At 66.4% G+C, this 22,915-nt stretch carries 18 protein-coding genes and 2 tRNA genes; 15 read left to right on the top strand and 5 right to left on the bottom strand.

What is annotated here, in order from left to right; genetic code table 11:
• Positions 1-2 precede the first annotated feature (2 nt).
• Complete coding sequence (pepN, locus tag ACJJV6_RS18930; protein ID WP_407710523.1) at positions 3-2,555, bottom strand: aminopeptidase N; 2,553 nt, start codon at positions 2,553-2,555, stop codon at positions 3-5.
• Positions 2,556-2,714: 159 nt separating this feature from the next.
• On the opposite strand from pepN, the gene ACJJV6_RS18925 reads away from it, so the two are divergent.
• From ACJJV6_RS18925 to ACJJV6_RS18915, 3 genes are all read left to right on the top strand, one after another.
• Positions 2,715-3,731 (top strand): hypothetical protein, encoded by a 1,017-nt coding sequence (locus ACJJV6_RS18925; RefSeq protein ID WP_407709560.1) that lies wholly within the window; start codon positions 2,715-2,717, stop codon positions 3,729-3,731.
• Positions 3,732-3,809: 78 nt separating this feature from the next.
• Positions 3,810-4,304 (top strand): ribose-5-phosphate isomerase, encoded by a 495-nt coding sequence (locus ACJJV6_RS18920; protein ID WP_354176085.1) that lies wholly within the window; start codon positions 3,810-3,812, stop codon positions 4,302-4,304.
• The gene (locus tag ACJJV6_RS18915) at positions 4,304-5,257 is read left to right on the top strand and encodes an Fpg/Nei family DNA glycosylase (protein WP_407709559.1); all 954 of its coding nucleotides are present in this window, start codon (positions 4,304-4,306) and stop codon (positions 5,255-5,257) included. Before ACJJV6_RS18920 ends, ACJJV6_RS18915 begins: the two co-directional genes overlap by 1 nt.
• Positions 5,258-5,410: 153 nt before the next feature.
• Here ACJJV6_RS18915 and ACJJV6_RS18910 read toward each other — a convergent pair.
• Positions 5,411-5,484, bottom strand: a tRNA-Gly gene (locus tag ACJJV6_RS18910).
• A gap of 141 nt (positions 5,485-5,625) precedes the next feature.
• Between ACJJV6_RS18910 and ACJJV6_RS18905 the strand changes: the two genes are divergently transcribed.
• The 6 genes from ACJJV6_RS18905 (at position 5,626) to ACJJV6_RS18880 (ending at position 10,873) form a co-directional block, all read left to right on the top strand.
• Positions 5,626-5,700 (top strand) — tRNA-Pro (locus ACJJV6_RS18905).
• Between the two features lie 82 nt (positions 5,701-5,782).
• Positions 5,783-7,174, top strand: a complete 1,392-nt coding sequence (gene tig / locus ACJJV6_RS18900; protein ID WP_009372878.1) for a trigger factor — start codon at positions 5,783-5,785, stop codon at positions 7,172-7,174.
• Between the two features lie 230 nt (positions 7,175-7,404).
• Entirely contained in the window at positions 7,405-8,028 is a 624-nt protein-coding gene (locus tag ACJJV6_RS18895) for an ATP-dependent Clp protease proteolytic subunit (protein ID WP_009372877.1), read from the top strand.
• Positions 8,029-8,066: 38 nt separating this feature from the next.
• Positions 8,067-8,726 carry an ATP-dependent Clp protease proteolytic subunit gene (locus ACJJV6_RS18890; RefSeq protein WP_009372876.1) on the top strand — a complete coding sequence of 220 codons (660 nt, stop codon included), beginning with the start codon at positions 8,067-8,069 and terminating at the stop codon, positions 8,724-8,726.
• Between the two features lie 177 nt (positions 8,727-8,903).
• Entirely contained in the window at positions 8,904-10,184 is a 1,281-nt protein-coding gene (clpX, locus tag ACJJV6_RS18885; RefSeq protein ID WP_407709558.1) for an ATP-dependent Clp protease ATP-binding subunit ClpX, read from the top strand.
• A gap of 74 nt (positions 10,185-10,258) precedes the next feature.
• The gene (locus tag ACJJV6_RS18880; RefSeq protein ID WP_407709557.1) at positions 10,259-10,873 is read left to right on the top strand and encodes a DsbA family protein; all 615 of its coding nucleotides are present in this window, start codon (positions 10,259-10,261) and stop codon (positions 10,871-10,873) included.
• Between the two features lie 345 nt (positions 10,874-11,218).
• Here the strand turns inward: ACJJV6_RS18880 and valS are convergent, their stop codons facing one another.
• Positions 11,219-13,840: a valine--tRNA ligase gene (gene valS / locus ACJJV6_RS18875; RefSeq protein ID WP_407709556.1), complete on the bottom strand. Its 2,622-nt coding sequence runs from the start codon at positions 13,838-13,840 to the stop codon at positions 11,219-11,221.
• 62 nt (positions 13,841-13,902) lie between these two features.
• On the opposite strand from valS, the gene ACJJV6_RS18870 reads away from it, so the two are divergent.
• Positions 13,903-14,271: a DUF488 domain-containing protein gene (locus ACJJV6_RS18870; protein ID WP_407709555.1), complete on the top strand. Its 369-nt coding sequence runs from the start codon at positions 13,903-13,905 to the stop codon at positions 14,269-14,271.
• A 57-nt stretch (positions 14,272-14,328) separates the two neighbouring features.
• Positions 14,329-15,087, top strand: coding sequence for an SDR family oxidoreductase (locus ACJJV6_RS18865; RefSeq protein ID WP_407709554.1), 759 nt, complete (start codon positions 14,329-14,331; stop codon positions 15,085-15,087).
• A gap of 22 nt (positions 15,088-15,109) precedes the next feature.
• Here ACJJV6_RS18865 and ACJJV6_RS18860 read toward each other — a convergent pair whose 3' ends face one another.
• A complete protein-coding gene (locus ACJJV6_RS18860) occupies positions 15,110-16,126 on the bottom strand; it encodes an endonuclease/exonuclease/phosphatase family protein (protein WP_407709553.1) in 1,017 nt (338 codons plus the stop codon).
• A gap of 366 nt (positions 16,127-16,492) precedes the next feature.
• Here ACJJV6_RS18860 and ileS point away from each other — a divergent pair, with 366 nt between their 5' ends.
• From ileS to ndk, 4 genes are all read left to right on the top strand, one after another.
• On the top strand, positions 16,493-19,819 hold the full coding sequence (gene ileS / locus ACJJV6_RS18855) for an isoleucine--tRNA ligase (protein WP_407709552.1): 3,327 nt from the start codon (positions 16,493-16,495) through the stop codon (positions 19,817-19,819).
• A gap of 3 nt (positions 19,820-19,822) precedes the next feature.
• Positions 19,823-21,181, top strand: coding sequence for a bifunctional folylpolyglutamate synthase/dihydrofolate synthase (locus tag ACJJV6_RS18850; protein WP_407709551.1), 1,359 nt, complete (start codon positions 19,823-19,825; stop codon positions 21,179-21,181).
• A 2-nt stretch (positions 21,182-21,183) separates the two neighbouring features.
• Entirely contained in the window at positions 21,184-21,648 is a 465-nt protein-coding gene (locus ACJJV6_RS18845) for a DUF4233 domain-containing protein (RefSeq protein ID WP_009372871.1), read from the top strand.
• A gap of 69 nt (positions 21,649-21,717) precedes the next feature.
• The gene (gene ndk / locus ACJJV6_RS18840; protein WP_009372870.1) at positions 21,718-22,131 is read left to right on the top strand and encodes a nucleoside-diphosphate kinase; all 414 of its coding nucleotides are present in this window, start codon (positions 21,718-21,720) and stop codon (positions 22,129-22,131) included.
• A 72-nt stretch (positions 22,132-22,203) separates the two neighbouring features.
• Here the strand turns inward: ndk and ACJJV6_RS18835 are convergent, their stop codons facing one another.
• The gene (locus tag ACJJV6_RS18835) at positions 22,204-22,872 is read right to left on the bottom strand and encodes a vitamin K epoxide reductase family protein (RefSeq protein ID WP_354176074.1); all 669 of its coding nucleotides are present in this window, start codon (positions 22,870-22,872) and stop codon (positions 22,204-22,206) included.
• Positions 22,873-22,915 lie beyond the last annotated feature (43 nt).

The following is a 22,915-nucleotide window of genomic DNA, read 5'->3' as shown; positions in this document are numbered from 1 at the left end:
GGCTACACATCGGCGGCCCTGGCACGAAGGGCGCGCGCGACGCCGTCGCGGTTTTCCAGCATCATCCGCCGCAGCGCCGCGCTTCCGGGCGGCAGGGCTGCGAGGAAGCCGTCCGTTCGGTCGATGGTGGCCTGCGTGGTCAGCAGCGCCGGGTAGAGTCCGACGACGATCTGCTGCGCCAGTGCGTGCGTCCGGCTCTCGACTATGCCCGGCACCGCCTCGAAGTACTTCTCCGCGTACGGTTCAAGAAGCGACCGGTCATGGACGCGCATGAAGCCGCTCACAGCGGACCCCTGCAGTGCGTTGGACAGTTCGCCCTTGACCACGATCGACTCCCACGCCGCCGCCTTCGCTTCGGGAGTGGGGATCGCAGCCTTGGCCAGGGCCGCGGCGTTCTGGCCGCTGGAGGTGTTGTCGCGCTGCAGTTCGGCGTCGATCCCGTCCTGCCCCATCCGGCCGCCGGCCACCAGCGAAGCCACCAGCTCCCAGCGCAGGTCCTGGTCCACGGCCAGTCCCTCCAGCACCGCCGAGCCGTCCAGCAGCCCGGCCACCTTGTCCAGCTGCTCCTGGCTGCTGGCGAGCAGGGCAAAGGACTTCACGAACTGCAGCTGCGCGTCGGAACCGCCGGGGACCCCGGACGCGAGCGTCCACAACCGGTCGGCCGCTGCCACGGTGGCCGCTGCGCGGTGTTCCTCCGCCACGTAGAAGTTCAGCGTGGTGGCCAGCTGGCGGAGCTGCACCAGGATCACCGAGGAGTCGGACTCCGCCGCCACGTTGGCCAGGACCAGCTCCACGTACTTGCGGGCAGGAGTTTCGCCGTCGCGGGCGGCGTCCCACGCGGAATTCCAGACCAGGGTCCGCGGCAGGCTCGCCGCGAAGTCCTTCAGGTGCGCCGTCGCCGTGGCCAGGGACTCCGGGTCCAGCCGCACCTTCGCGTAGGCGAGGTCGTCGTCGTTGACCAGGATCAGGTCCGGCCGGGCCAGGCCCACCAGGCCGGGCACGTCCGTGCGTTCGCCGTCGACGTCCAGCTCTTCGCGGTGCACCCGCTCGAGCTTTCCCGCGCCGTTCAGGTTGTAGAACCCCACGGCGAGGCGGTGGGGACGGATGGTGGGCCACTCCTCCACGGCGGACTGCACGATCGCGAAGGACCGCAGGGTGCCATCGGAATCTGTTTCCAGTTCAGGGCGGAGGGTGTTCACACCGGCGGTTTCCAGCCATTGCCGGCCCCAGTCGTCCAGGTCGCGGCCGCTGGCCTTCTCCAGCTCCACCATCAGGTCGCTCAGTTCGGTGTTTTGCCAGGAATGCTTGGCGAAGTACTCCCGCACGCCCGCCATGAACTGCTCCGGCCCCACCCAAGCCACCAGCTGGCGGAGGACGGACGCACCCTTGGCATAGGTGATGCCGTCGAAGTTCACCTCGACGTCCTGCAGGTCATTGATCTCGGCAAAGATCGGGTGGGTGGTGGGCAGCTGGTCCTGCCGGTACGCCCAGGATTTCTCCACCGAGGCGAACGTGGTCCAGGCGCCCGTGAAGGAGGTGGCTTCCACCGCAGCCAGGTGTGACATGTACTCAGCGAAGGATTCGTTGAGCCACAGGTCGTTCCACCACCGCATGGTCACCAGGTCGCCGAACCACATGTGGGCCAGCTCGTGCAGGACGGTGATCGCGCGGCGCTCAACCTGCGCCTGGGTGACCTTGCTGCGGAAGACGTAGCCCTCCAGGATGGTCACGGCACCCGCGTTCTCCATGGCCCCGGCGTTGAATTCAGGCACGAACAGCTGGTCGTACTTTTCGAAGGGGTAGGGGCAGCCGAACTGTTCCTCGAAGAATGCGAAGCCCTGCCGGGTCAGCTCGAAGATGTTGTCCGCATCCAGGTACTGCATGAGCGACTTCCGGGCAAAGACCCCCAGCGGGATGACCCGGCCGTCGGAACTGGACACTTCGCTGCGGACCGACTGGTAGGGGCCGGCGATCAAGGCTGTGACGTAGGAGGACAGCCGGGGCGTGGGGGCGAACGTCCACACTGAGCGGGCCCCGCCGTCGTCGCCGGGCGCTGCGGGGGACGGCTGGGGAGTGGGGGAGTTGGAGATGACATCCCAGTGCGACGGCGCCGTGACGGTGAACGCAAAGGTTGCCTTCAGGTCCGGCTGCTCGAAGACGGCGAACATCCTGCGGGAATCGGGAACCTCGAACTGGGTGTACAGGTAGACCTCGTTGTCCACAGGATCCACGAACCGGTGCAGGCCCTCGCCGGTGTTCATGTAGGGCGCATCCGCCACGACGGTGAGCTCGTTGTGCTCCTGGAGGTCCGGCAGCTGGATGCGCACCCCGTCGGCCACGGCGGCAGGATCGAGGGCCCGGCCGTTCAGGGTGGCACTATGCACGGTGCGCGTCACGGCGTCGATGAAGGTGGACGATCCTGGCCTTGCCGTGAATTTCACGGTGGTGGTGCTGCCGAAGACCTCCCCGCCCTTTGTCAGGTCCAGGTGGATGTCATAGGAGTCGACCGTGATCAGATCGGCGCGCTCACGGGCTTCGGCGCGGGTCAGGTTCATGCCTGGCAAGTGGACCTCCAGAGAAGTTGCGGCTGCGGAGGTGGGGGTACCCAGCTCCGGCACTGATCATTCTTGCATTGCCCGGCCCGGTACGTTGCCCGCGTCACACCCGCGTGCTGCACAGGCACGGCAACGGCCGGTGCGGAGTAGCGTTAAGGCATGGGTAAGTTCCTGGATTCGGTGGATGCCAAGGCCCTGCGCTTTGCCGTCGGGTTTCCGGTTGTCCTGGCCGGCGCGTTCGTCCTCTGCGCGTTCCTGCTGCGGCGTGACCTTCCCGAGCCGCTTGCCATCCGCTGGACGGACGACGGCGGCGCGGCGTTCGCCCCGTTCGGCGCCTACGTCGGGGTGGGCGCCCTGATGATCGTTGTGTTCGGCTGGCTGGTCCTCTGCCAGGCCGTGCCGCTGGGTCGTCCCGTGGTGATGCGGCGGATCATGATGGGCGCCGGGCTTTTCCTCACGCTGTTCATCACCAGTGCCCTCGCTGCCGGCCTTGTTGGCCAGGCAGGACTGGCGGACGCGCGCGAATCGCGGGTGGACCTGACCGTCCTGGCCCTTGGCAGCGGAGCCGCCGTGTCCCTCGGCGTCATCATGGGCTTCATGTACAAGGCGGACCAGCAATGGTCCCCGGACGACGACCGGGCTCTCCAGGCCGCCATCGCCACGGAGCTCGATCCGGACCTGACCCGGGACAGCATGCGCCTGTGGGTCCATGCCAGGAGTTCCGTCTTCGTCATGATCGGCATCGCCTCACTGTTCCCGGCGGCGCTGATCGCCATCGCCGTGCCGTGGCTTGGCATCCTGCTCGTGGTCCTGGCCTTCTTCGGCGCAGCGTTCCTGTTTGCCCGGGTCAAAGCGGACCGCGGCGGCCTGAAAGTCCTGCTGGCCGGCGTGGTACCGGTGATGGACATCCCGGCAGGCTCCATCACTGCCGCCAGCGCGGCGGACGTCCGGGCGGCAGACTATGGCGGCTGGGGCTACCGGAAGCACGGCGAAACCGCGGCGATGCTGGTCAGCAGCGGACCCGCCGTCGTCGTGCGCAAGGCTGACGGCCAGCGACTGGCCGTCAGCAGCGGCAGCCAGGCTTCCGCGGCCCGGCTCGCAGAGGTCCTGACCCGGGTGGCCGCCAGGGCACGTCGCGCCGGCGGACCCCCGCAGCCCGGTCCGGCGGAGTCCTAGTATCCTTGTCCGTGTCATTCCACCGGCCGGCTCCTCCGGGCCCGGCCGCCAGCGCCGCCAACTGAACGGATTCTGCTCGTGACCTCTACCCCTGCCTTCCCGCGGGTCCACATCGCCACCGACCACGCGGGCATGGAGCTCAGCGCCCACCTGGTTTCCCACCTGACCGCCAAGGGCTACGAAGTGGTGGACCACGGCCCCAAGGTCTACGACGCGCAGGACGACTACCCGTCCTTCTGCATCAACGCAGCACTCGCAGTGGTGGCGGACCAGCAGGCAGGAGTCCACGCGCTGGGCATCGTGCTGGGCGGCTCCGGCAACGGCGAACAGATCGCCGCCAACAAGGTCAAGGGCGTCCGCGCAGCCCTGGCGTGGAACCACTCCACGGCCACCCTGGCCCGCGAGCACAACGACGCCAACGTGGTGGCCGTGGGCGGCCGCCAGCACACCGTGGAGGAAGCCACGGAGCTCATCGAAGCCTTCCTGGCCGAGCCTTTCAGCAACGATGAACGGCACGTCCGCAGGATCGGCAAGATCGCCGCTTACGAGGCCACCGGCGAGGTCATCGAGTAGTGCCGGAGGGGCATTCAGTCCGGCGCCTGGCCCGCCAGTTCGGCGACGTTTTCGCGGGCCGGCGGCTTGCCGTGTCCAGCCCCCAGGGCAGGTTCAGCGGGGGAGCGGCGCTCCTGGACGGCCACACGCTGCTCACCGCCGAAGCCCACGGGAAGCACCTCTTCCTGCACTTCGACAACTCCCTGGTCCTGCACGTCCACCTGGGCCTGTACGGGGCCTGGAGCTTCGGCGGCGACCGCACCTTCACCGGGGCCTCCAGCATTGGAGCGCCCCGCCGGGTGGGGGAGCAGGAAGCCTTTGCGGACGGGGATGACGACGCCGATGCCGCCTATGCCGGGCCTCCAGCCCCGGTGGGCGCGGTCCGGGTCCGGCTCGCCAGCAGCCACGGCTGGGCGGACCTTCGCGGCGCGACAACCTGTGAAACCATTACAGCCGCGGAAGCGGAGGCGGTGCTGGCCAGGCTGGGCCCGGATCCCCTCCGCAACCGGCGCGGCGACGCCGGACGCTTTGCCGCCAACCTGCAGCGCCGCAAGACACCCCTGGCCGCGCTGCTGATGGACCAGAAAATCATTGCCGGCATCGGCAATGTGTACCGGGCCGAGGTGCTGTTCCGCCTGCGCCTGCACCCGTGGCTGCCAGGCTCCGCCGTGCCGGACACCGCCGCGCGCAAGCTGTGGCGCGACGTCGTCGCCCTCATGAACGACGGCGTGGCCGACGGCCGCATCATCACCACGCCGCCAAAATACTGGACCCTCGATGGCACGACGGCCGCCAAAGCCGCCGCCGCCGGCCTGCCGGTCCCGGCCAGGAGCAGCAGCTTCCCCTCCAGGGAGGACGCCCATTTCGTGTACAAGCGGCACGGCCTGCCCTGCCGGGTATGCCGCACCGTCGTGCTGATGGCCGACCTGGCCGGACGCAACCTGTACTGGTGCCCCACGTGCCAGCAGGAGTAGCGGGGCCTGCCTGCGTCCTTCCCGGGGCACTTTGACACGGACACGCCGGCCGCCGGCGGGGAATTGGGCAACTGCGCCGCCAAAGTGCCCCAGGACGGCCCTGCAATTTTCGGCTTAACGCAAAAGGACCCCCGGTCGGGGGTCCTTTTGGTTTGGAGGGGACGACGGGAATCGAACCCGCGTAATCAGTTTGGAAGACTGAGGCTTTACCATTAAGCTACGTCCCCGAAGGAAGATCCATTTGCAACATTAGCAGTTGGAAACTCCGGGCTGGCTGTCCAAGCCGGATATAACTAAACCTAATCCATGGGCTACGTGTCAAATGTGCAAACACGGCGCGTATCACCGTAGACTTGCCTGTGCACTAACGGGGTGTAGCTCAGCTTGGCTAGAGCGCCTGCTTTGGGAGCAGGAAGTCGCAGGTTCAAATCCTGTCACCCCGACTCTGCGGCCCGGACCACACGGCCTGGACAAAAACATTGCGTTTGCAGAAACCCATCCCACAAACCCAGGAGTACTTAGACCGTGAAGAGCGCTGTCGAGAACCTCACCCCCACGCGGGTCAAGCTCAACGTTGAGGTTCCCTTTGAGGAACTGAAGCCCAGCATCGACTCGGCTTACAAGACTGTTGCTTCGCAGATCCAGGTCCCTGGCTTCCGTAAGGGCAAGGTTCCCGCCAAGCTCATCGACCAGCGCGTCGGCCGCGGCTACGTCCTCGAGACCGCCATCAACGAAGGCCTCAACGGCTGGTACCAGGCTGCCGTGCAGGAATCCGGCATCCGCCCGCTGAGCCGTCCCGAGGTTGAAATCACCGAGGTCCCGGACCCCTCCGCCACCGACGGCGGCCTGAAGTTCGCTGCCGAGGTCGACGTCCGTCCCGAGATCGAACTCCCGGACTACGCCGGCATCAAGGTTGAGGTCGCTGCTGCCGAGTCCTCCGAAGAAGACGTGGACAAGGCCCTGGATGAACTGCGCGGCCGCTTCGGCACGCTGAAGTCCGTTGACCGCCCGGCTGCCGATGGTGACTTCCTCACCATCGACATCACCGCCACCATCGACGGCGAAGAGGTTGACTCCGCATCCGGCCTGTCCTACCAGGTTGGCTCCGGCACCATGCTCGAAGGCCTCGATGAGGCAGTCACCGGCCTCAGCGCCGACGAGGACGCCATCTTCAACACCACCCTGGTGGGCGGCGACCACGCCGGCCAGGAGTCCCAGGTCAAGGTTGTGGTCAAGGCCGTCAAGGAGCGCGAGCTGCCTGAGGCCAACGACGACTTCGCCCAGCTGGCGTCCGAGTTCGACACCCTGGCCGAACTCCGCGAGGACCTGGCCAAGCAGGCCGCCGACTCCAAGATCGTTGAGCAGGGCGTCGAGGCCCGCGACAAGGTCCTGGACAAGCTCGTCGAACTCGTCGAGGTGCCGGTTCCGGACTCCGTCGTCGAAGAGCAGCTCGAAGCCCACTTCAAGGAGGGCAACGGCCACGGCGAAGGCGAGCACGACACCGAGGAGCACCGCGAAGAGGTCCGCGCCAACACCGCGCGCGCCTTCCAGAACGAGATCATCCTCGACGCCATCGCCGAGAAGGAAGAAGTCAACGTCAGCCAGAACGAGCTGATCGACTACATCGTCTCCACCGCCAGCCAGTACGGCATGGACCCCAACCAGTTCGCCCAGATCATCGATCAGAGCGGCCAGGTCCCCATGATGGTTTCCGAGGTCCGCCGCCGCAAGGCGCTGGCCGTTGTCCTGGGCCAGGCCGAGGTGACCGACACCGACGGCAAGGCCGTTGACCTCAGCGACTTCGTCCGCCCGGGCGGCGAAGAGGCTCCTGCGGCCGAGGCAGCAGACGCCGAGGCTGTGGAGGCGGAAACCGCCGAGACCGCTTCCGAGGACGACAAGGCCGAGGCAAAGGCCTAGTCTTTCCCGACGCATGAACGGCCCCTGGATCACCGGATCCGGGGGCCGTTCGCGTTCCGCCCGGGTCCCGGCGCACCAGGTTCGCCCAGCGTGCGCCGTCAGCGAACAGCCGTCGGGGCGCGAACAAAATGTCGGTGAAACCGGTTAGTGTCCAAGTAGTGATTTTCAGTGATGTCACCGTCACCAGCGAGAGGTAAGTAAACATGTCACAGCACCCAGAGGCCCCCCGGATGGCGACCGTCGATCCCGCGGCCCAGGACAACTACATTTACAACCGCCTGCTGAAGGAGCGGATCATCTGGCTTGGCTCGGAGGTGCGCGATGACAACGCCAACGCAATCTGCTCCCAGCTGCTCCTCCTGTCCGCCGAAAACCCGGACAAGGACATCTACCTGTACATCAACTCCCCGGGCGGCTCCGTGACGGCCGGCATGGCCATCTACGACACCATGCAGTTCATCCCCAACGACGTCGTCACCGTCGCCACCGGCCTGGCCGCCTCCATGGGGCAGTTCCTGCTGTCCTCGGGCACCAAGGGCAAACGCTACGCCACCCCCAACGCCCGCGTCCTGATGCACCAGCCGTCCGGCGGCATCGGCGGCACCGCGTCGGACATCAAGATCCAGGCGGAACTGATCCTCCACATGAAGAAGGTCATGGCGGAACTGACCGCCGAGCAGACCGGCCAGACCGTGGAAACCATCCTCAAGGACAACGACCGCGACAAGTGGTTCACCGCCACCGAAGCGCTCGAGTACGGCTTCTTCGACAAGATCGCCGCCCACGCCGGCTCCGTCTCCGGCGGCGGCGGAACGTCGAACGGCTCCGGCAGCCAGCCGGCATCCGAGAACTAAACCGGCACCACGAACACTCAGATCAGGAGCAACAGAAAATGAACTACAACTTCGGGTGGTCCGCCGGTAATCTTCCGTCCAGCCGCTACGTCCTGCCCCAGTTCGAGGAGCGCACCCCTTACGGCTTCAAGCGCCAGGACCCCTACACCAAGCTGTTCGAGGACCGCATCATCTTCCTGGGCGTGCAGGTGGACGACGCCTCGGCGGACGACATCATGGCCCAGCTGCTGGTCCTTGAGTCCACCGACCCGGACCGCGACATCACCCTATACATCAACTCGCCCGGCGGCTCCTTCACCGCCATGACGGCGATCTACGACACCATGCAGTACATCCGCCCGGAAATCCAGACCGTCTGCCTGGGGCAGGCTGCCAGCGCCGCAGCAGTCCTCCTCGCGGCCGGAACCCCGGGCAAGCGCCTGGCCCTCCCGAACGCCCGCGTCCTGATCCACCAGCCCGCCCTTTCCGGCGGCCAGGGCGGACAGGCCTCGGACCTCGAGATCCAGGCCGCGGAAGTCATGCGCATGCGGTCCTGGCTCGAGGACACCCTGGCCCGCCACTCCGGCAGGACGTCCGAGCAGGTCAACAACGATATCGAGCGTGACAAGATCCTCACCGCGGACGAGGCCCAGGCTTACGGCCTGATCGACCAGGTCCTGGACTCACGCAAGATCAAGCCTCAGGCAATTACGAGGTAGCAGTACGTAAAGCGCCGGTGCGGGCCAGTTCATTTGGCCCCACCGGCCTTTTCCTTCCACCCTTGGGAGCCAATGTGACCTAGAGTGGATGTTGTCACAAACCGGTCCTCGCAGGCTGGTGATGATTCCAGCGACCGTGCAAGGCTGCTCGGCAGCAAGATACTAAGGGGTTCACATATGGCTCGGATTGGCGAGAGCACGGATCTGCTGAAGTGCTCTTTCTGCGGAAAGAGCCAGAAGCAGGTGCGCAAGCTCATTGCCGGGCCCGGGGTGTACATCTGCGATGAGTGCATTGAACTGTGCAACGAAATCATCGAAGAGGAACTCGCGGAAGTCGCCGACCTGGGCAGCTTCGAACTGCCCAAGCCCCGCGAAATCTTCGACTTCCTGCAGGAATACGTGATCGGCCAGGAGCCTGCCAAGCGTTCCCTCGCCGTCGCCGTCTACAACCACTACAAGCGCATCCAGGCCGGGCACGCACCCAAGTCCGGAAGTCTGGCCGACGGCGGACACCATGACGACGTCGAGATCGCCAAGTCCAACATCCTGCTCATCGGCCCCACCGGCTGCGGCAAGACCTACCTGGCCCAGACCCTCGCCCGGCGTCTGAACGTGCCGTTCGCCGTGGCCGACGCCACCGCCCTGACCGAGGCCGGCTACGTGGGCGAGGACGTGGAGAACATCCTCCTCAAGCTCATCCAAGCGGCGGACTACGATGTCAAGAAGGCCGAACAGGGCATTATCTACATCGACGAGATCGACAAAATCTCCCGCAAGAGCGAAAACCCTTCCATCACCCGCGACGTTTCCGGTGAAGGCGTGCAGCAGGCACTCCTAAAGATCCTCGAGGGCACGGTCGCCTCGGTACCGCCGCAGGGAGGCCGGAAGCACCCGCACCAGGAATTCATCCAGATCGACACCACCAACGTGCTGTTCATCGTGGCCGGCGCGTTCGCAGGCCTGGAAGAGATCATCGGCTCCCGGTCCGGGCGCAAGGGGATCGGGTTCGGTGCACCGCTCAACGAAGCCAGCAAAAAGGTGGACTCCTACGGCGAGGTCATGCCGGAGGACCTGCTCAAGTTCGGCCTGATTCCTGAATTCATCGGCCGCCTCCCCGTGATCACCACGGTGTCCAACCTGGACCGCGAGGCACTGATCCAGATCCTCTCCACGCCGAAGAACGCCCTGGTCAAGCAGTACCAGAAGATGTTCCAGATTGATGGCGTGGAACTCGTCTTTGACGACGCCGCGCTGGATGCCATCGCCGACCAGGCGCTGGAACGCGGCACGGGCGCCCGGGGCCTGCGGGCGATCCTGGAGGAAGTCCTGCTGCCGGTCATGTTCGACCTTCCCAGCCGCGAGGACGTGGCCAGCGTGGTCATCACCGCGGACGTTGTGCTGAAGGATGCCGAACCCACCATGATTCCGCACGCGGCCAAGCGGCGTAAGTCTGCCTGACGCCCCGCCTGATCCGCAACACCTGCCAGCCGTGGCTGCCGCGCGGGCAGCCGCCACCACCCGAAGGACCTGCTATGCCTGAAACCGTCAAGAACAAGGCCGACTTCTGGTTCGATCCGCTGTGCCCCTTCGCCTGGATCACGTCCCGGTGGATCGGGGAAGTGGAGGGCGTCCGTGACATCGAAACGGTGTGGCACGTCATGAGCCTCGCCGTGCTCAATGAGGGCCGCGACCTGGAGCCGTCCTACCGGGAATCCATGGACAACGCCTGGGGCTTGGTCCGCGTCATCATCGCCGCCCAGCAGGAGCACGGGCAGGAGACCGTTAAGGCCCTGTACGACGCCATGGGCACCCTGATCCACGACGGCGGCGAAAAGGACCGCGGCCTCGTCATCACCAAGGCGCTGGCGGAATGCGGGCTGCCCGCCTCTTTGGCCGAAGCGGCCTCCACCGACGCCTACGACGCGCAGCTCCGCGCCAGCCACGAGGAAGGCATTTCGCTGGTGGGCCAGGACGTGGGAACCCCCGTGGTGGCCATCAACGGCACCGCATTCTTTGGCCCCGTCCTGACCCGCATTCCGCGGAGCGAGGAGGCCGGCAGGCTCTGGGACGCCACCACCGTCCTGGCCGGCTACCCGCACTTCTTCGAGCTCAAGCGCAGCCGCACGGAGCGTCCGGAATTCGACTGAACCGTTGGCCTCCCGCAGCGGAAAGGGCCTAGGGAAAACTACTCGTTTGTAGTTCTCCCGGGGCCCTTGCGCATGCCCCCGGCCGGGACAACAATGGTTCTTACCCACTTCGAAAGAAGCGGGACGCAGGAACCGAAGATTCAGTGATATGTATCTGACGCAGCCATCGGCAAAGCCAGATACAAGCTACCAGTGACGTGGTAGGAAGACCTGAAATTTCCCAGGATCCTGCCAGACCATCAAGTCGTCACCAGATGGCCGAAAAGTCGAAGCCCCACCAACGGCAAAACGCTGATGGGGCTTCCCCTTTGTCCGGAATCCGGACCCAGGCCTTAAAACCCGGCCTTAGGCCTTGGCGGGCTCGTCCGTAACGGCAAGGTCCACGCCGTTGACCGTAAGCTCACCGTCGGCCGCCACCAGGGTGATGTCCCGGGCGTTGGACGCCGCCTTCAGGTCGGACAGGCCGGCCTGCAACTGAGCGGTCAGTGCTTCAGGCGCCGTGATGGTCGCGGACAGCACCTCGGTGCGCTGCTTGACCTTCGCCTCGGACTTGGCCTTGCGGACACCGCTGAGTGCGAGTCCCACCGTGGCCAGCATGGTGGTGTCCCCGCCGGGAACCTCCAGCCCCGCGGGCCATTCGGCGCGGTGGACCGAGCCGTTGCGCCACCAGCTCCACACCTCCTCGGTGGCGAAGGGCAGGAACGGGGCGAACAGCCGCAGCAGGGTGTCCAGGGTGGTGGCCAGGGCCGCCAGCACCGAAGCCTGCTCTGCTTCGCCGGCCGCGCCGTAGGCGCGGTCCTTGATGAGTTCGACGTAGTCGTCCGTGAACTGCCAGAAGAAGCTCTCGGTGATCTGCAGCGCCCGGGCGTAGTCGTAGTTGTTGAACGCCTTGGTGGACTCCCGCACTACCTCGCCGAGCTGGGCCAGTAATGCACGGTCCAGAGGGTTGGTGAGCACGGACAGGTCCGCACGGAGCACCGAGTTTTCCGTGGCCCCGAGGTTGAGGACGAACTTGGAAGCGTTGAGCAGCTTGATGGCCAGGCGGCGGCCGATCTTCATCTGCGCAATCTCGTACGCGGTGTCCGCACCCAGGCGGGCGGAGGCCGCCCAGTAACGGACGGCATCGGAACCGTACTCGTCCAGGACGTCGGTGGGAACCACCACGTTGCCCTTGGACTTGGACATCTTCTTGCGGTCCGGGTCCAGGATCCAGCCGGAGATCGCCGCGTGCTTCCACGGCGCGTTCTTCTGCAGTGCGTCGGCACGCACCACCGAGGAGAAGAGCCAGGTCCGGATGATGTCGTGGCCCTGCGGGCGCAGGTCGAACGGGTAGACCTTGGCGAAGAGTTCCTCGTCGCGGCTCCAGCCGCCCACAATCTGCGGAGTCAGCGAGGACGTGGCCCAGGTGTCGAAGATGTCGGCGTCACCGGTGAAGCCGCCCGGCACGTCGCGCTGGGATTCCTCGTATCCCGGGGCGGCGTCTGCCATCGGGTCCACCGGGAGCTGCTCATCCGAGGGAACGATGGGTGCGTCATAGTTCGGGTTGCCGTCACTGTCCAGCGGGTACCAGACGGGGATGGGCACGCCGAAGAAGCGCTGCCGGGAGACCAGCCAGTCGCCGTTGAGCCCCGAGATCCAGTTCTCGTAGCGTGAGCGCATGAAGGAGGGGTGGAAGTCGATTTCGTGGCCGCGCGCAATCAGCCGTTCGCGGCGGTCCTCATCGCGGCCGCCGTTGCGGATGTACCACTGCCGGGAGGTGACAACCTCGAGCGGCTTGTCGCCCTTCTCGTAGAAGTTCACCGGGTGCATGATCTTCTTCGGCTCACCCTCCAGGAGGTCCGCGGCGGCCAGGAGCTCCACCACGCCTTCCTTGGCGCTGAAGACCGTCTTGCCGGCGATCTTCGCGAAGGCCTCACGGCCGGCGTCGGTGGTAATCCACTCCGGGGTTTCCCCGACGATCCGGCCGTCACGGCCCACGATCGCGCGGGTGGGCAGCTGCAGTTCGCGCCACCAGGTGACGTCCGTCAGGTCGCCGAAGGTGCACACCATGGCGATGCCGGAGCCCTTGTCCGCCTTCGCGAGCGGGTGCGCCTTGACCTCGACCTCGACGCCGAATACGGGGGAGGTCACCTTCTTGCCGAACAGCGGCTGGTACCGTTCGTCGTCGGGGTTGGCCACCAGCGCCGCGCAGGCAGCCAGCAGCTCCGGACGGGTGGTCTCGATGTAGATCTTCTCCCCGTCCTCGGTGAAGAAGGGGTAGCGGTAGTAGGCGCCGGGCACTTCGCGGTCTTCGAGTTCGGCCTGCGCCACTGCGGTCCGGAAGGTGATGTCCCACAGTGTGGGCGCCTCGGCCATGTAGGCGTCGCCGGCAGCGAGGTTGGCCAGGAAGGCGCGCTGGGAGGCGGCGCGCGAATTGTCGTCGATGGTCCGGTACGTCAGTTTCCAGTCAACCGACAGGCCCAGTGTCTGGAACAGGTTCTCAAAGACCTTCTCGTCCTCGACTGCCAGCTCTTCACACAGTTCGATGAAGTTCCGGCGGGAGACAACGTCGAAGTCCCGCTGGTTCTTGGCCGGCTGGGCCGGCGGGCGGTAGTCCGGGTTGTAGGGGATGGCGGGGTCGCAACGGACGCCGTAGTAGTTCTGCACCCGGCGTTCGGTGGGCAGGCCGTTGTCGTCCCAGCCCATGGGGTAGAAGACGTTCTTGCCGGTCATGCGCTGGTAGCGTGCCAGCACGTCGGTCTGGGTGTAGGAGAACATGTGCCCCACATGCAGCGACCCCGAAGCGGTGGGTGGGGGAGTGTCGATCGAGTAGACCTGTTTCCGGGTGGTGTCGGGGTCGAACTTGTAGGTTCCCTCGGCCAGCCAGCGCTGCGTCAGGGCAGCTTCGAGGCCCTCGAGGGCCGGCTTGTCCGGAACGTTGATGGGGGCGGTGATGGGCGTGTCTGTACCCTGCGTGTCTTCAGCCATTGGGCAATTCTTTCATGCTCCGTTGCTTCGCACAGAACCGCCGGGGGAGTAGCATGCCGCCCATGGGTGCCAAAGGAGCCGGCTTCGCCGTTAAACGGATCTACGATCCGCCGGCGGACGACGACGGATACCGGGTCCTGGTGGACAGGCTTTGGCCCCGCGGGGTGGCGAAGGAGGCCGCGGGCATTGACCTGTGGCTGAAGGAGGTGGCACCATCCACCGGCCTCCGCAAGGAGTTCGGGCACCACCGGGAACGCTTTGCCGAATTCGCTGAACAGTACCGCCATGAACTTGACGGGAACCACGCCGTGGCAAAGCTGCTGGACCTCGCCGCCCGCCACCCCCGCGTCACGCTCCTTTACGCTGCCCGCGACACCGAAGCAAACCACGCCCGCGTCCTGCTCGACTATCTCGCGCCTGACCCGGACTGACCTGAAGCGGTGTTGCCCCGGTCCAGGTTCGTGGCGGCAGGCGGCTAGGGTGGTGCCATGACTGACGATGTGCACAAGAAAGCAGCTTTGGTGACCGGCGCGAGCAGCGGGATCGGGGAAGCCGCGGTGCGCGCCCTGGCATCCGGCGGATGGACAGTCTTCGCCGTGGCCCGCCGGGCGGACCGGCTCGAGGCGCTGGCGGCCGAAACCGGGGCAACCGCCATTCCCGCCGATATTTCCGCGGACGACGACGTGTCCCGCCTGCTGAGCCAGGTCACCGAAGCGGGCGGCATCGACACCCTGGTCAACATTGCCGGTGGTGCCAGGGGCGCCGACCGGATCGCGGACGCCAGCACGGAGGACTGGGACTGGATGTACCGGGTGAACGTCCTGGGCACCATGAAACTGACCCGCGCCTTCCTGCCCATGCTGCGCGCCCACGGGGAAGGAACGGTGCTGAACCTCACCTCCACCGCCGGCCTTGCCGCGTACGAAGGCGGCGGAGGCTACAACGCCGCCAAATACGCCCAGCGTGCCATGACCGAGGCGCTCCGGCTGGAGGAAGCCGAACACAACATCCGCGTCATCGAAGTTGCGCCTGGACTGGTCCACACCGAGGAGTTCGCCCTCAACAGGCTCGGGAACCGGCAGGCGGCCGACAAGGTCTACCAGGGAGTGGAGAAGCCCCTGACGGCCGGGGACGTTGCGGACGTCGTCCGGTACGCCGTCAGCGCCCCGCACCACGTCAACCTGGACCAGATCGTCATCCGGCCGGTGGCCCAGGCCTCCAACTACAAGCTCATCCGCAAGGGCTAGCCCGGGGGCCGCAGGACCAGGCCTACGACAGCCGGATCTCCAGCACCGCCAGGACGGCAGCGTGGTCCGTGCCCGCAACCCGGCGGACCGAGTAGCCAGACCCCGTGATGTCCGGGCTCGTGACCAGATGGTCCAGCGTCACCCCGGGAAGGTAGTAGCCGCGCATCGGCCAGGTGGGGACCAGCCGGCTTCCGGCGGCTGCGGAAACATCCACCAGCGGCCTCGTCCGGCTGTCCCCCGCCAGCAGGTCCCGGAACTCCCGGTGGTCGAGGGTGGCGTTGAAATCGCCCGCCAGCAGGAGCGGCCCGGCTCCGGCGTCAATCCGGTCCAATGCTGCGAGGTCACTGCGCCATTGAGCGAGGCCGTCATTGACGGGCGCGAGGGTATGGACGGCGACTACCCGCAGGGCCGCTTCCTGCCCGGCAGCCGACAGGTCGACGCTGACCACGGGCATCCTGAACGGGCTGTCGGGCACCATCCCCACCTCCCGGAGCGACAACGAGGAGAAGACGGCAGCGCCGGCGGCCCTGGCCCTGGGATGCGCCACCTGGTGGGGGAGCAGGCGAGGCAAGCCGGCCGCAGACAACCTGTCCGCCAGTTCCTGGGTGTATTCCGCCACCACCAGCAGGTCCACCTGGTGTTCCTGCACCAGGTCCACGATGCCGGCGGCGTCCGCCTGGCCCAGCCCGGCATTGATGGCCATGGCTTTCACCTCCACCACCGGCTGGCCCGCCTGCGCTGTTTCAGGCGAAGCGGCCGCCGGGGGAAAGAGCCACAATACCTGGACACCGAGAAGCGCCGCGGCCACCAGCTGCAGCGGCCTGCTGCGCGCGGCAATGGACAGCAGAAGCGCGACGGCGGCCGGCACCGTGAACCAGGGAACAAAGGCCAGCAGTTGGACGGCCATCACGGGCCAGTCAGCGGGAATGGCGCGCAGCAGGCCAATCAGCGCCACGGGAGCGACGGAGGCTGCCGAGGCCCAGCGGAAGGCCCGGGCGCGACGACGCCGGGCGGGCGGGACCGGGGCCGCGTCAGTCATGCCTCCGATTGTAGGGACTGCCGGCGGGAAGCGGGCGGGCTGAATGGAAACCTGCGCCTGATGGATAGTAGAATCGAAACCGGCTATGACCCGGCAATCACCGGTGAGCTTCCGGAAGAACACGCGGACTGGCTTGTCGAACCTGGCATCCCGGCACGCGCCAGTAGAACCGGACGGGTAAGCCCGTCACAGCAGTAATGAGTGGCCGTCGTCGCGTACGTTCCTTCCGGAGCACGCAACGCGGTAAGTGAGGTGGTACCGCGGTGAGCGTGGAGTCCGGCGGACAACACGGAAACCGTCCTCGCATCCTGAACGGAACAGAAGGCGCAAGCCGGCAGTTCGCCAAGCTCAACCCAGGATGTCGACATGACGTATTACCCCAAGGCCTCGGCCAGTACTTCCACCAGCGCGTCGTCCGGCGGCGGTGCCGCTGTGTCCGCCTCCGTGAAGTTCCCGGAGATCGAAGAGCGCATCCTGAAGTACTGGGACCAGGACGGCACCTTCCAGGCCAGCATCGACCAGCGCAGCGCCGACGCCCCCGGCGGTGAACCCGGCAGCAACGAGTTCGTGTTCTACGACGGCCCGCCCTTCGCCAACGGCCTGCCGCACTACGGCCACCTCCTCACCGGCTACGCCAAGGACCTGGTGGGCCGGTACCAGACCCAGCGCGGCAAGCGCGTTGAGCGCCGCTTCGGCTGGGACACCCACGGGCTGCCCGCCGAACTGGAAGCCATGAAGCAGCTGGGCATGACGGACAAGACCCAGATCGAAGCCATGGGCATCGACAAGTTCAATGACGCCTGCCGGGCATCCGTCATGAAATACGCCGACGAATGGCGCAGCTACGTCACCCGCCAGGCACGCTGGGTTGACTTCGACAACGACTACAAAACGCTCAACGTCGAGTACATGGAGTCCGTCCTCTGGGCTTTCAAGCAGCTGCACGAGAAAGGCCTGACCTACAACGGCTACCGCGTGCTTCCCTACTGCTGGAAGGACGAGACGCCGCTGTCCAACCACGAGCTCCGGATGGACGACGACGTCTACAAGAACCGGCAGGACCAGACCGTCACGGTCACGTTCCCCATCACCGCCGGACAGTCGGAGCTGTCGCAGAAGCTTGCCGGCGTCCAGGCGCTCGCCTGGACCACCACGCCCTGGACCCTGCCGACCAACGCCGCGCTCGCCGTCGGGCCTGCCATCACCTACGCCGTGCTGCCGGCCGGTCCCAACGGCATCAAGGCCGCATCCGCCGACGCGCCCGTCACCGGCAGCTTCCTGCTGGCCGCCGACCTGGTGGGCAGCTATGCCAAGGACCTGGGCTACGACGACTTCGAAGCGGCCCAGGCCGCCGTCGTGTCCACGCACACCGGTGCCGAACTGGAGGGCCTGGCCTACGAGCCGCTGTGGCATGACTTTGCCGACAACGAAAAGTACGGCATGGAGAACGCCTGGCGTTTCCTGGTGGCCGATTACGTCACCACCACCGACGGCACGGGCATCGTGCACCAGGCCCCCGCCTACGGCGAGGACGACCAGAAGGTCTGCGAGGAAGCCGGGATCCCGGTCATCCTCTCCGTGGATGAAGGCGCCAAATTCCTGCCTCTGTTCAAGCACGGCGACCTCCACGACATTGTGGGCCTGCAGGTGTTCGAGGCCAACAAACCCATCACCCAGGTCCTGCGCGCCCAGGGCCGGCTCGTCAAGCAGGCAAGCTACGAGCACAGCTACCCGCACTGCTGGCGGTGTCGCAACCCGCTGATCTACCGCGCCGTCTCCTCCTGGTACGTGGAGGTCACCAAGTTCAAGGACCGGATGTCCGAACTGAACCAGGAGATCAACTGGATCCCCGGCAACGTCAAGGACGGCCAGTTCGGCAAGTGGCTGGAAAACGCCCGCGACTGGTCCATCAGCCGGAACCGATACTGGGGCAGCCCCATCCCGGTGTGGCAGTCCAGCGACCCCGAATACCCCCGCACCGACGTCTACGGCTCGCTGGCGGAAATCGAGGCCGACTTCGGCCGGCTGCCGCTGAACCAGGACGGCCAGGTGGACCTGCACCGTCCGTTCATCGACGAACTGACCCGGCCCAACCCGGACGACCCGCGCACGCCCGAAGAAGGCCGGTCCGTGATGCGCCGGGTGGAGGACGTCCTGGACGTCTGGTTCGACTCCGGCTCCATGCCCTACGGCCAGGTGCATTACCCGTTCCAGAACGAAGCCTGGTTCGACACCCACAACCCGGCAGACTTCATCGTGGAGTACATCGGGCAAACCCGCGGCTGGTTCTACATGCTGCACATCCTTTCGACGGCCCTGTTCGACCGGCCGGCGTTCCGCAACGTCATCAGCCACGGCATCGTGCTCGGCTCCGACGGGCAGAAGATGTCCAAGAGTCTGCGCAACTACCCGGACGTGTCCGAAGTGCTGGACCGCGACGGATCCGACGCCATGCGCTGGTTCCTGATGTCCAGCCCCATCCTGCGCGGCGGCAACCTGATCGTCACCGAGCAGGGCATCCGCGACGGCGTCCGGCAGGTCATCCTGCCGCTCTGGAACGTGTACAGCTTCTTCACGCTCTACACCAATGCCGCCAACGGCGGCGCCGGCTATGACGCGCAGCTGCGCTACGACGGGTACACGGACACCCTGGACCAGTACCTGCTCGCCAACACCGGCGAACTGGTGCGGAACATGACCGGGCAGCTGGACACCTACGACATCTCCGGCGCGTGCGACGAGCTCCGCGGCTACCTGGACATGCTGACCAACTGGTACGTCCGCCGCAGCCGCCAGCGCTTCTTCGACGAGGACCGGGACGCCTTCGACGCCCTGTACACCGCCCTGGAGGCTGTCTCACGTGCGGCGGCGTCGCTGCTGCCGCTGGTGACGGAAGAAATCTGGCGGGGTCTCACCGGCGGCCGCTCCGTGCACCTGGCTGACTGGCCCGACGCCGCACAGTTCCCGGCCAACCCGGACCTGGTCGAGGCCATGGACCGGGTGCAGCAGATCTGCTCCACCGGTTCCTCCCTGCGGAAGGCAGCGAACCTGCGTGTCCGCCTGCCACTCCAGGAACTCACCGTGGTGGCACCCGGGGCCGATGCGCTGGAAGGCTTCGCCGCCGTCGTCGCGGACGAACTCAACCTCCGCTCGGTCCGGCTGCTGGACGCCGCCACTGCCTCCCCCGAGGAGTTCGGCATCCAGCAGAAGCTGGTGGTCAACGCCCGCGCTGCCGGCCCCCGCCTGGGCAAGAACGTCCAGGTGGCCATCAAGGGCTCCAAGTCCGGTGACTGGTCCGTGGATGACGCCGGCGTGGTGACCGCGGGCGGGCTCCAGCTGGAACCCCAGGAGTACACGCTGGAAACCGTCGTGGCGGAATCCGACGGCGGATCGGCCTCCGTGGCGGTGCTTCCGGGCGGCGGCTTCGTGGTCCTCAACACTGAGGTCACCCCGGAGCTCGAAGCCGAAGGCCTGGCACGCGACATGGTCCGCGCCATCCAGCAGGCCCGTAAGGACGCCGGACTCAACGTCAGCGACCGGATCCGCACAACGGTGACGGCAGCCCAAAACGTGGTGGACGCCCTGCTGGCGAACGCGGAGCTGGTCAAAGGTGAAACACTGACCGTGGACCTCGCCGCGGAGCCTGCCGACCTGGCCGAGCCCGCCGTCGCCGTCGAAAAAGTGGAGGCCTAGGACATGACCGATCACTTCTCAGTGGAAAGTGTCTACGCCGAACTGCTCGGCCGGGCACCGGAAAACAAGATGGAACCCCGGCTGGCTCCGCTCTTCCGGGCCATGGAGGTGCTGGGTGAGCCCAACAAGGCGTACCCGATCATTCACGTGACGGGCACCAACGGCAAGACCTCCACCTCCCGCATGATCGAAGCCGTCCTCCGCGCCCACGGGCTGAGCACCGGCCGCTACACCAGCCCGCACCTGTCCAAAGTCACCGAGCGGATCAGCATCGACGGCCATCCGGTCCCTGACGAGACGTTCGTCCGGATCTGGGATGAGATCCGTCCCTACCTGCAGATCGTGGACGCGGAACTGGAAGCGGAGGGGCAGCCGCGCCTCACGTACTTCGAGTGCCTCACCATCCTGGGCTTCGCCGTCTTCGCGGACCAGCCGGTCAACGTGGCCATTATCGAGGTGGGCCTTGGCGGCATCACCGACGCCACGAACGTGGGCGACGGCCAGGTCTCGGTCATCACCCCGATTTCGCTGGACCACACCGACCTGCTGGGGGACACCCCCGGGGACATCGCCCTGGAAAAGGCCGGCATCATCAAGCCGGGCGGTTACCTGGTGAGCGCAGCGCAGCCGCTGGACGCCGCGCAGGTGCTCCTCGAGAAAGCCAAGGAAGTGGGCGTGCCGTTCCGCTTCGAGGGCGTGGAGTTCGGCGTCGAGTCCCGGACCGTGGCGGTCGGCGGCCAGATGGTCACCATCCAAGGCATCGCCGGCCGGTACCCGGACCTCCTGGTGCCCCTGCACGGTGCCCACCAGGCCCAGAACGCCGCCGTGGCGGTGGCCGCGCTGGAGGCGTTCTTCGGCGGCGAAAAGGAACTCAACTTCGAAGTGCTGCAGGAGGGCTTCGCCGGGGTGACGTCCCCCGGTCGGCTGGAAGTGGTGCGTACCGCGCCCACCATCATCGTCGACGCCGCCCACAACCCGGACGGCATCAAGGCGTCAGCCGCCGCACTGCAGGAGGCCTTCACGTTCACCCGCCTTGTTCCAGTGGTGGGCGTGCTCAAGGAAAAGGACGCCGAGGAGATCCTGCGCGAGCTCAAGGAATCCCTGGGTGGCATTGCCGAGGAATACTGCTTCACGCAGTCGAACTCGCCGCGCGCCGTTCCGGCTGCCGAACTCGCCGAACTTGCCGTTGACCTCGGCTTCGGCGAGGACAACGTGCACATCGCCGAGAAGCTTGACGACGCCCTTGAATGGGCCGTGGAGCGGGCCGAAGCCAATGACGACCTCTCCGGCGGCGTCTTGGTGACCGGTTCCATCACGCTGGTTGCGGAAGCCCGGATCCTGCTCGGAAAGACGGAGGCATAGGAATGGCCAGGCTCACCAAGGCCCAGCGGGAGTGGCGGCCGGGCATGCCCCGGAAGCGCCGCTCCACCAAGGTCATGTTCGCCTCCACGGTGCTGCTCCTGGAAGCATTCGTGATGTTCTTCGCCACCCTGGCGGTCTTTGGCCTGCGACGCGGCGAGTTTCCGCCGGCGCTGATCCTGGGCGTCGGCATCGGCCTGAGCGTGGTCATGGTCCTGGCCTGCGCTGTCCTGACAAAGCCCTGGGGCGTCGGCCTCGGCTGGATCCTGCAGATCGTGCTGGTCCTGACCGGCATCTTCGAACCCGCCATGTTCCTGGTGGGGGCCCTCTTCGCACTGGCTTGGTGGTACGGAATCAGGACCGGCATCCGGCTGGACCGCGAAGCTGCCCAGCGCGAGCGTGAGCAGGCCGAGTGGGAAGCAGCCCACCCGGACCAGGCCGCCGGTCCCGGCCAGCCGCAAACCCCCTAAACCGGCCGGATCCTGCCGGCGGGTCCCCGTAGACTTGTCCCGAAACCCCACCAACGCATTGGAGCAGTTGTGACCACTGAGCGCACCCTCGTCCTGATCAAGCCCGACGGCGTCGCCCGTAACCTCACCGGTGCCATCCTGGCCCGCGTCGAAGCCAAGGGATACACCCTTGCTGAACTGAAGAAGGTGGAAGCCACCCGCGAACTGCTCGAGCAGCACTACGAGGAGCACATTGGCAAGCCGTTCTACGAGCCGCTGGTGGAGTTCATGCTCAGCGGACCCGTGGTGGCGGCCATCTTCGAGGGCCACCGCGTCATCGAGGGCTTCCGCTCGCTGGCCGGCACCACCGATCCTACGACGGCGGCCCCGGGCACCATCCGCGGCGACTTCGGCCGCGACTGGGGCCTGAAGGTCCAGCAGAACCTGGTGCACGGCTCCGACTCCACAGATTCAGCCGAGCGCGAGATCAAGATCTGGTTCTAGGCGACCTGAACGAAGCAAAAGGGAAGGCCGGTGTTCTGACGAACACCGGCCTTCCCTTTGCCGTTAATGCGCCTAGAATCCTGACGTTCCCGCGAACACCTGGATGAACGCGAAGAAGATGCTGGCGGCGACGGCCACGTAGAGCAGGGCCACGATGATCCAGCCGGAATCAGCCACAACACGTGCTGCGCCGGAGCGGAGCGGGATGATGCCTGCGCTGATATTCCGGATGGTGACCCAGATGAAGAGGGGGATCATGGCGGCCCAGACGATCATGCAGAAGGGGCACAGGATGTGGATGTCGTAGAGCGCCTGCGACCACAGCCACACCACGAACGCGAAGCCCAGGGTGACGCCCGTCTGCAGGCCCACCCAGAACCACCGGGCAAAGGTGGCGCCGGACAGCAGTGCCATGCCTACGGTGATGATGACGGCGAACGCCACGATCCCGATAAACATGTTGGGGAAGCCGAACAGGGAGCTCTGCCAGGTCTTCATCACATCCCCGCAGGAAATCCAGGGATTGACGTCGCACACGGTGGTGTGGTTCGGGTCCTGGAGCACGGCAAGCTTTTCCAGGACCAGGGTCCCGGAAGCCAGCCAGCCGACGGCCCCGGTGATCACCAGCAGCCAGCCGAAAGGCCGGTTGCGGGCCATGAAGGGCACGGCTGCGGAACTGGTGTCCGGGCCGGTGGTCCGGTCCGGGGCTTCGGTGCCGCTGGCGGGGGAGATGCTGGGCATTGGTATGGGGTCCTTTTCGTCCGGTGCTCCTTGCCCGATTGTA

Source organism: Arthrobacter nitrophenolicus (assembly GCF_045833485.1).
Lineage (GTDB): Bacteria > Actinomycetota > Actinomycetes > Actinomycetales > Micrococcaceae > Arthrobacter > Arthrobacter nitrophenolicus.
This window is presented reverse-complemented; position numbering and strand designations above follow the sequence as displayed.

What these genes read in the sequence shown, in the direction of transcription:
- pepN (WP_407710523.1), bottom strand. Translation starts at nt 2,555, where the DNA reads ATGAACCTGACCCGCGCCGAAGCCCGTGAGCGCGCCGATCTGATCACG.
- ACJJV6_RS18925 (WP_407709560.1), top strand. Translation starts at nt 2,715, where the DNA reads ATGGGTAAGTTCCTGGATTCGGTGGATGCCAAGGCCCTGCGCTTTGCC.
- ACJJV6_RS18895 (WP_009372877.1), top strand. Translation starts at nt 7,405, where the DNA reads ATGGCGACCGTCGATCCCGCGGCCCAGGACAACTACATTTACAACCGC.
- ACJJV6_RS18890 (WP_009372876.1), top strand. Translation starts at nt 8,067, where the DNA reads ATGAACTACAACTTCGGGTGGTCCGCCGGTAATCTTCCGTCCAGCCGC.
- clpX (WP_407709558.1), top strand. Translation starts at nt 8,904, where the DNA reads ATGGCTCGGATTGGCGAGAGCACGGATCTGCTGAAGTGCTCTTTCTGC.
- ACJJV6_RS18880 (WP_407709557.1), top strand. Translation starts at nt 10,259, where the DNA reads ATGCCTGAAACCGTCAAGAACAAGGCCGACTTCTGGTTCGATCCGCTG.
- valS (WP_407709556.1), bottom strand. Translation starts at nt 13,840, where the DNA reads ATGGCTGAAGACACGCAGGGTACAGACACGCCCATCACCGCCCCCATC.
- ACJJV6_RS18870 (WP_407709555.1), top strand. Translation starts at nt 13,903, where the DNA reads ATGGGTGCCAAAGGAGCCGGCTTCGCCGTTAAACGGATCTACGATCCG.
- ACJJV6_RS18865 (WP_407709554.1), top strand. Translation starts at nt 14,329, where the DNA reads ATGACTGACGATGTGCACAAGAAAGCAGCTTTGGTGACCGGCGCGAGC.
- ACJJV6_RS18860 (WP_407709553.1), bottom strand. Translation starts at nt 16,126, where the DNA reads ATGACTGACGCGGCCCCGGTCCCGCCCGCCCGGCGTCGTCGCGCCCGG.
- ileS (WP_407709552.1), top strand. Translation starts at nt 16,493, where the DNA reads ATGACGTATTACCCCAAGGCCTCGGCCAGTACTTCCACCAGCGCGTCG.
- ACJJV6_RS18850 (WP_407709551.1), top strand. Translation starts at nt 19,823, where the DNA reads ATGACCGATCACTTCTCAGTGGAAAGTGTCTACGCCGAACTGCTCGGC.
- ACJJV6_RS18845 (WP_009372871.1), top strand. Translation starts at nt 21,184, where the DNA reads ATGGCCAGGCTCACCAAGGCCCAGCGGGAGTGGCGGCCGGGCATGCCC.
- ACJJV6_RS18835 (WP_354176074.1), bottom strand. Translation starts at nt 22,872, where the DNA reads ATGCCCAGCATCTCCCCCGCCAGCGGCACCGAAGCCCCGGACCGGACC.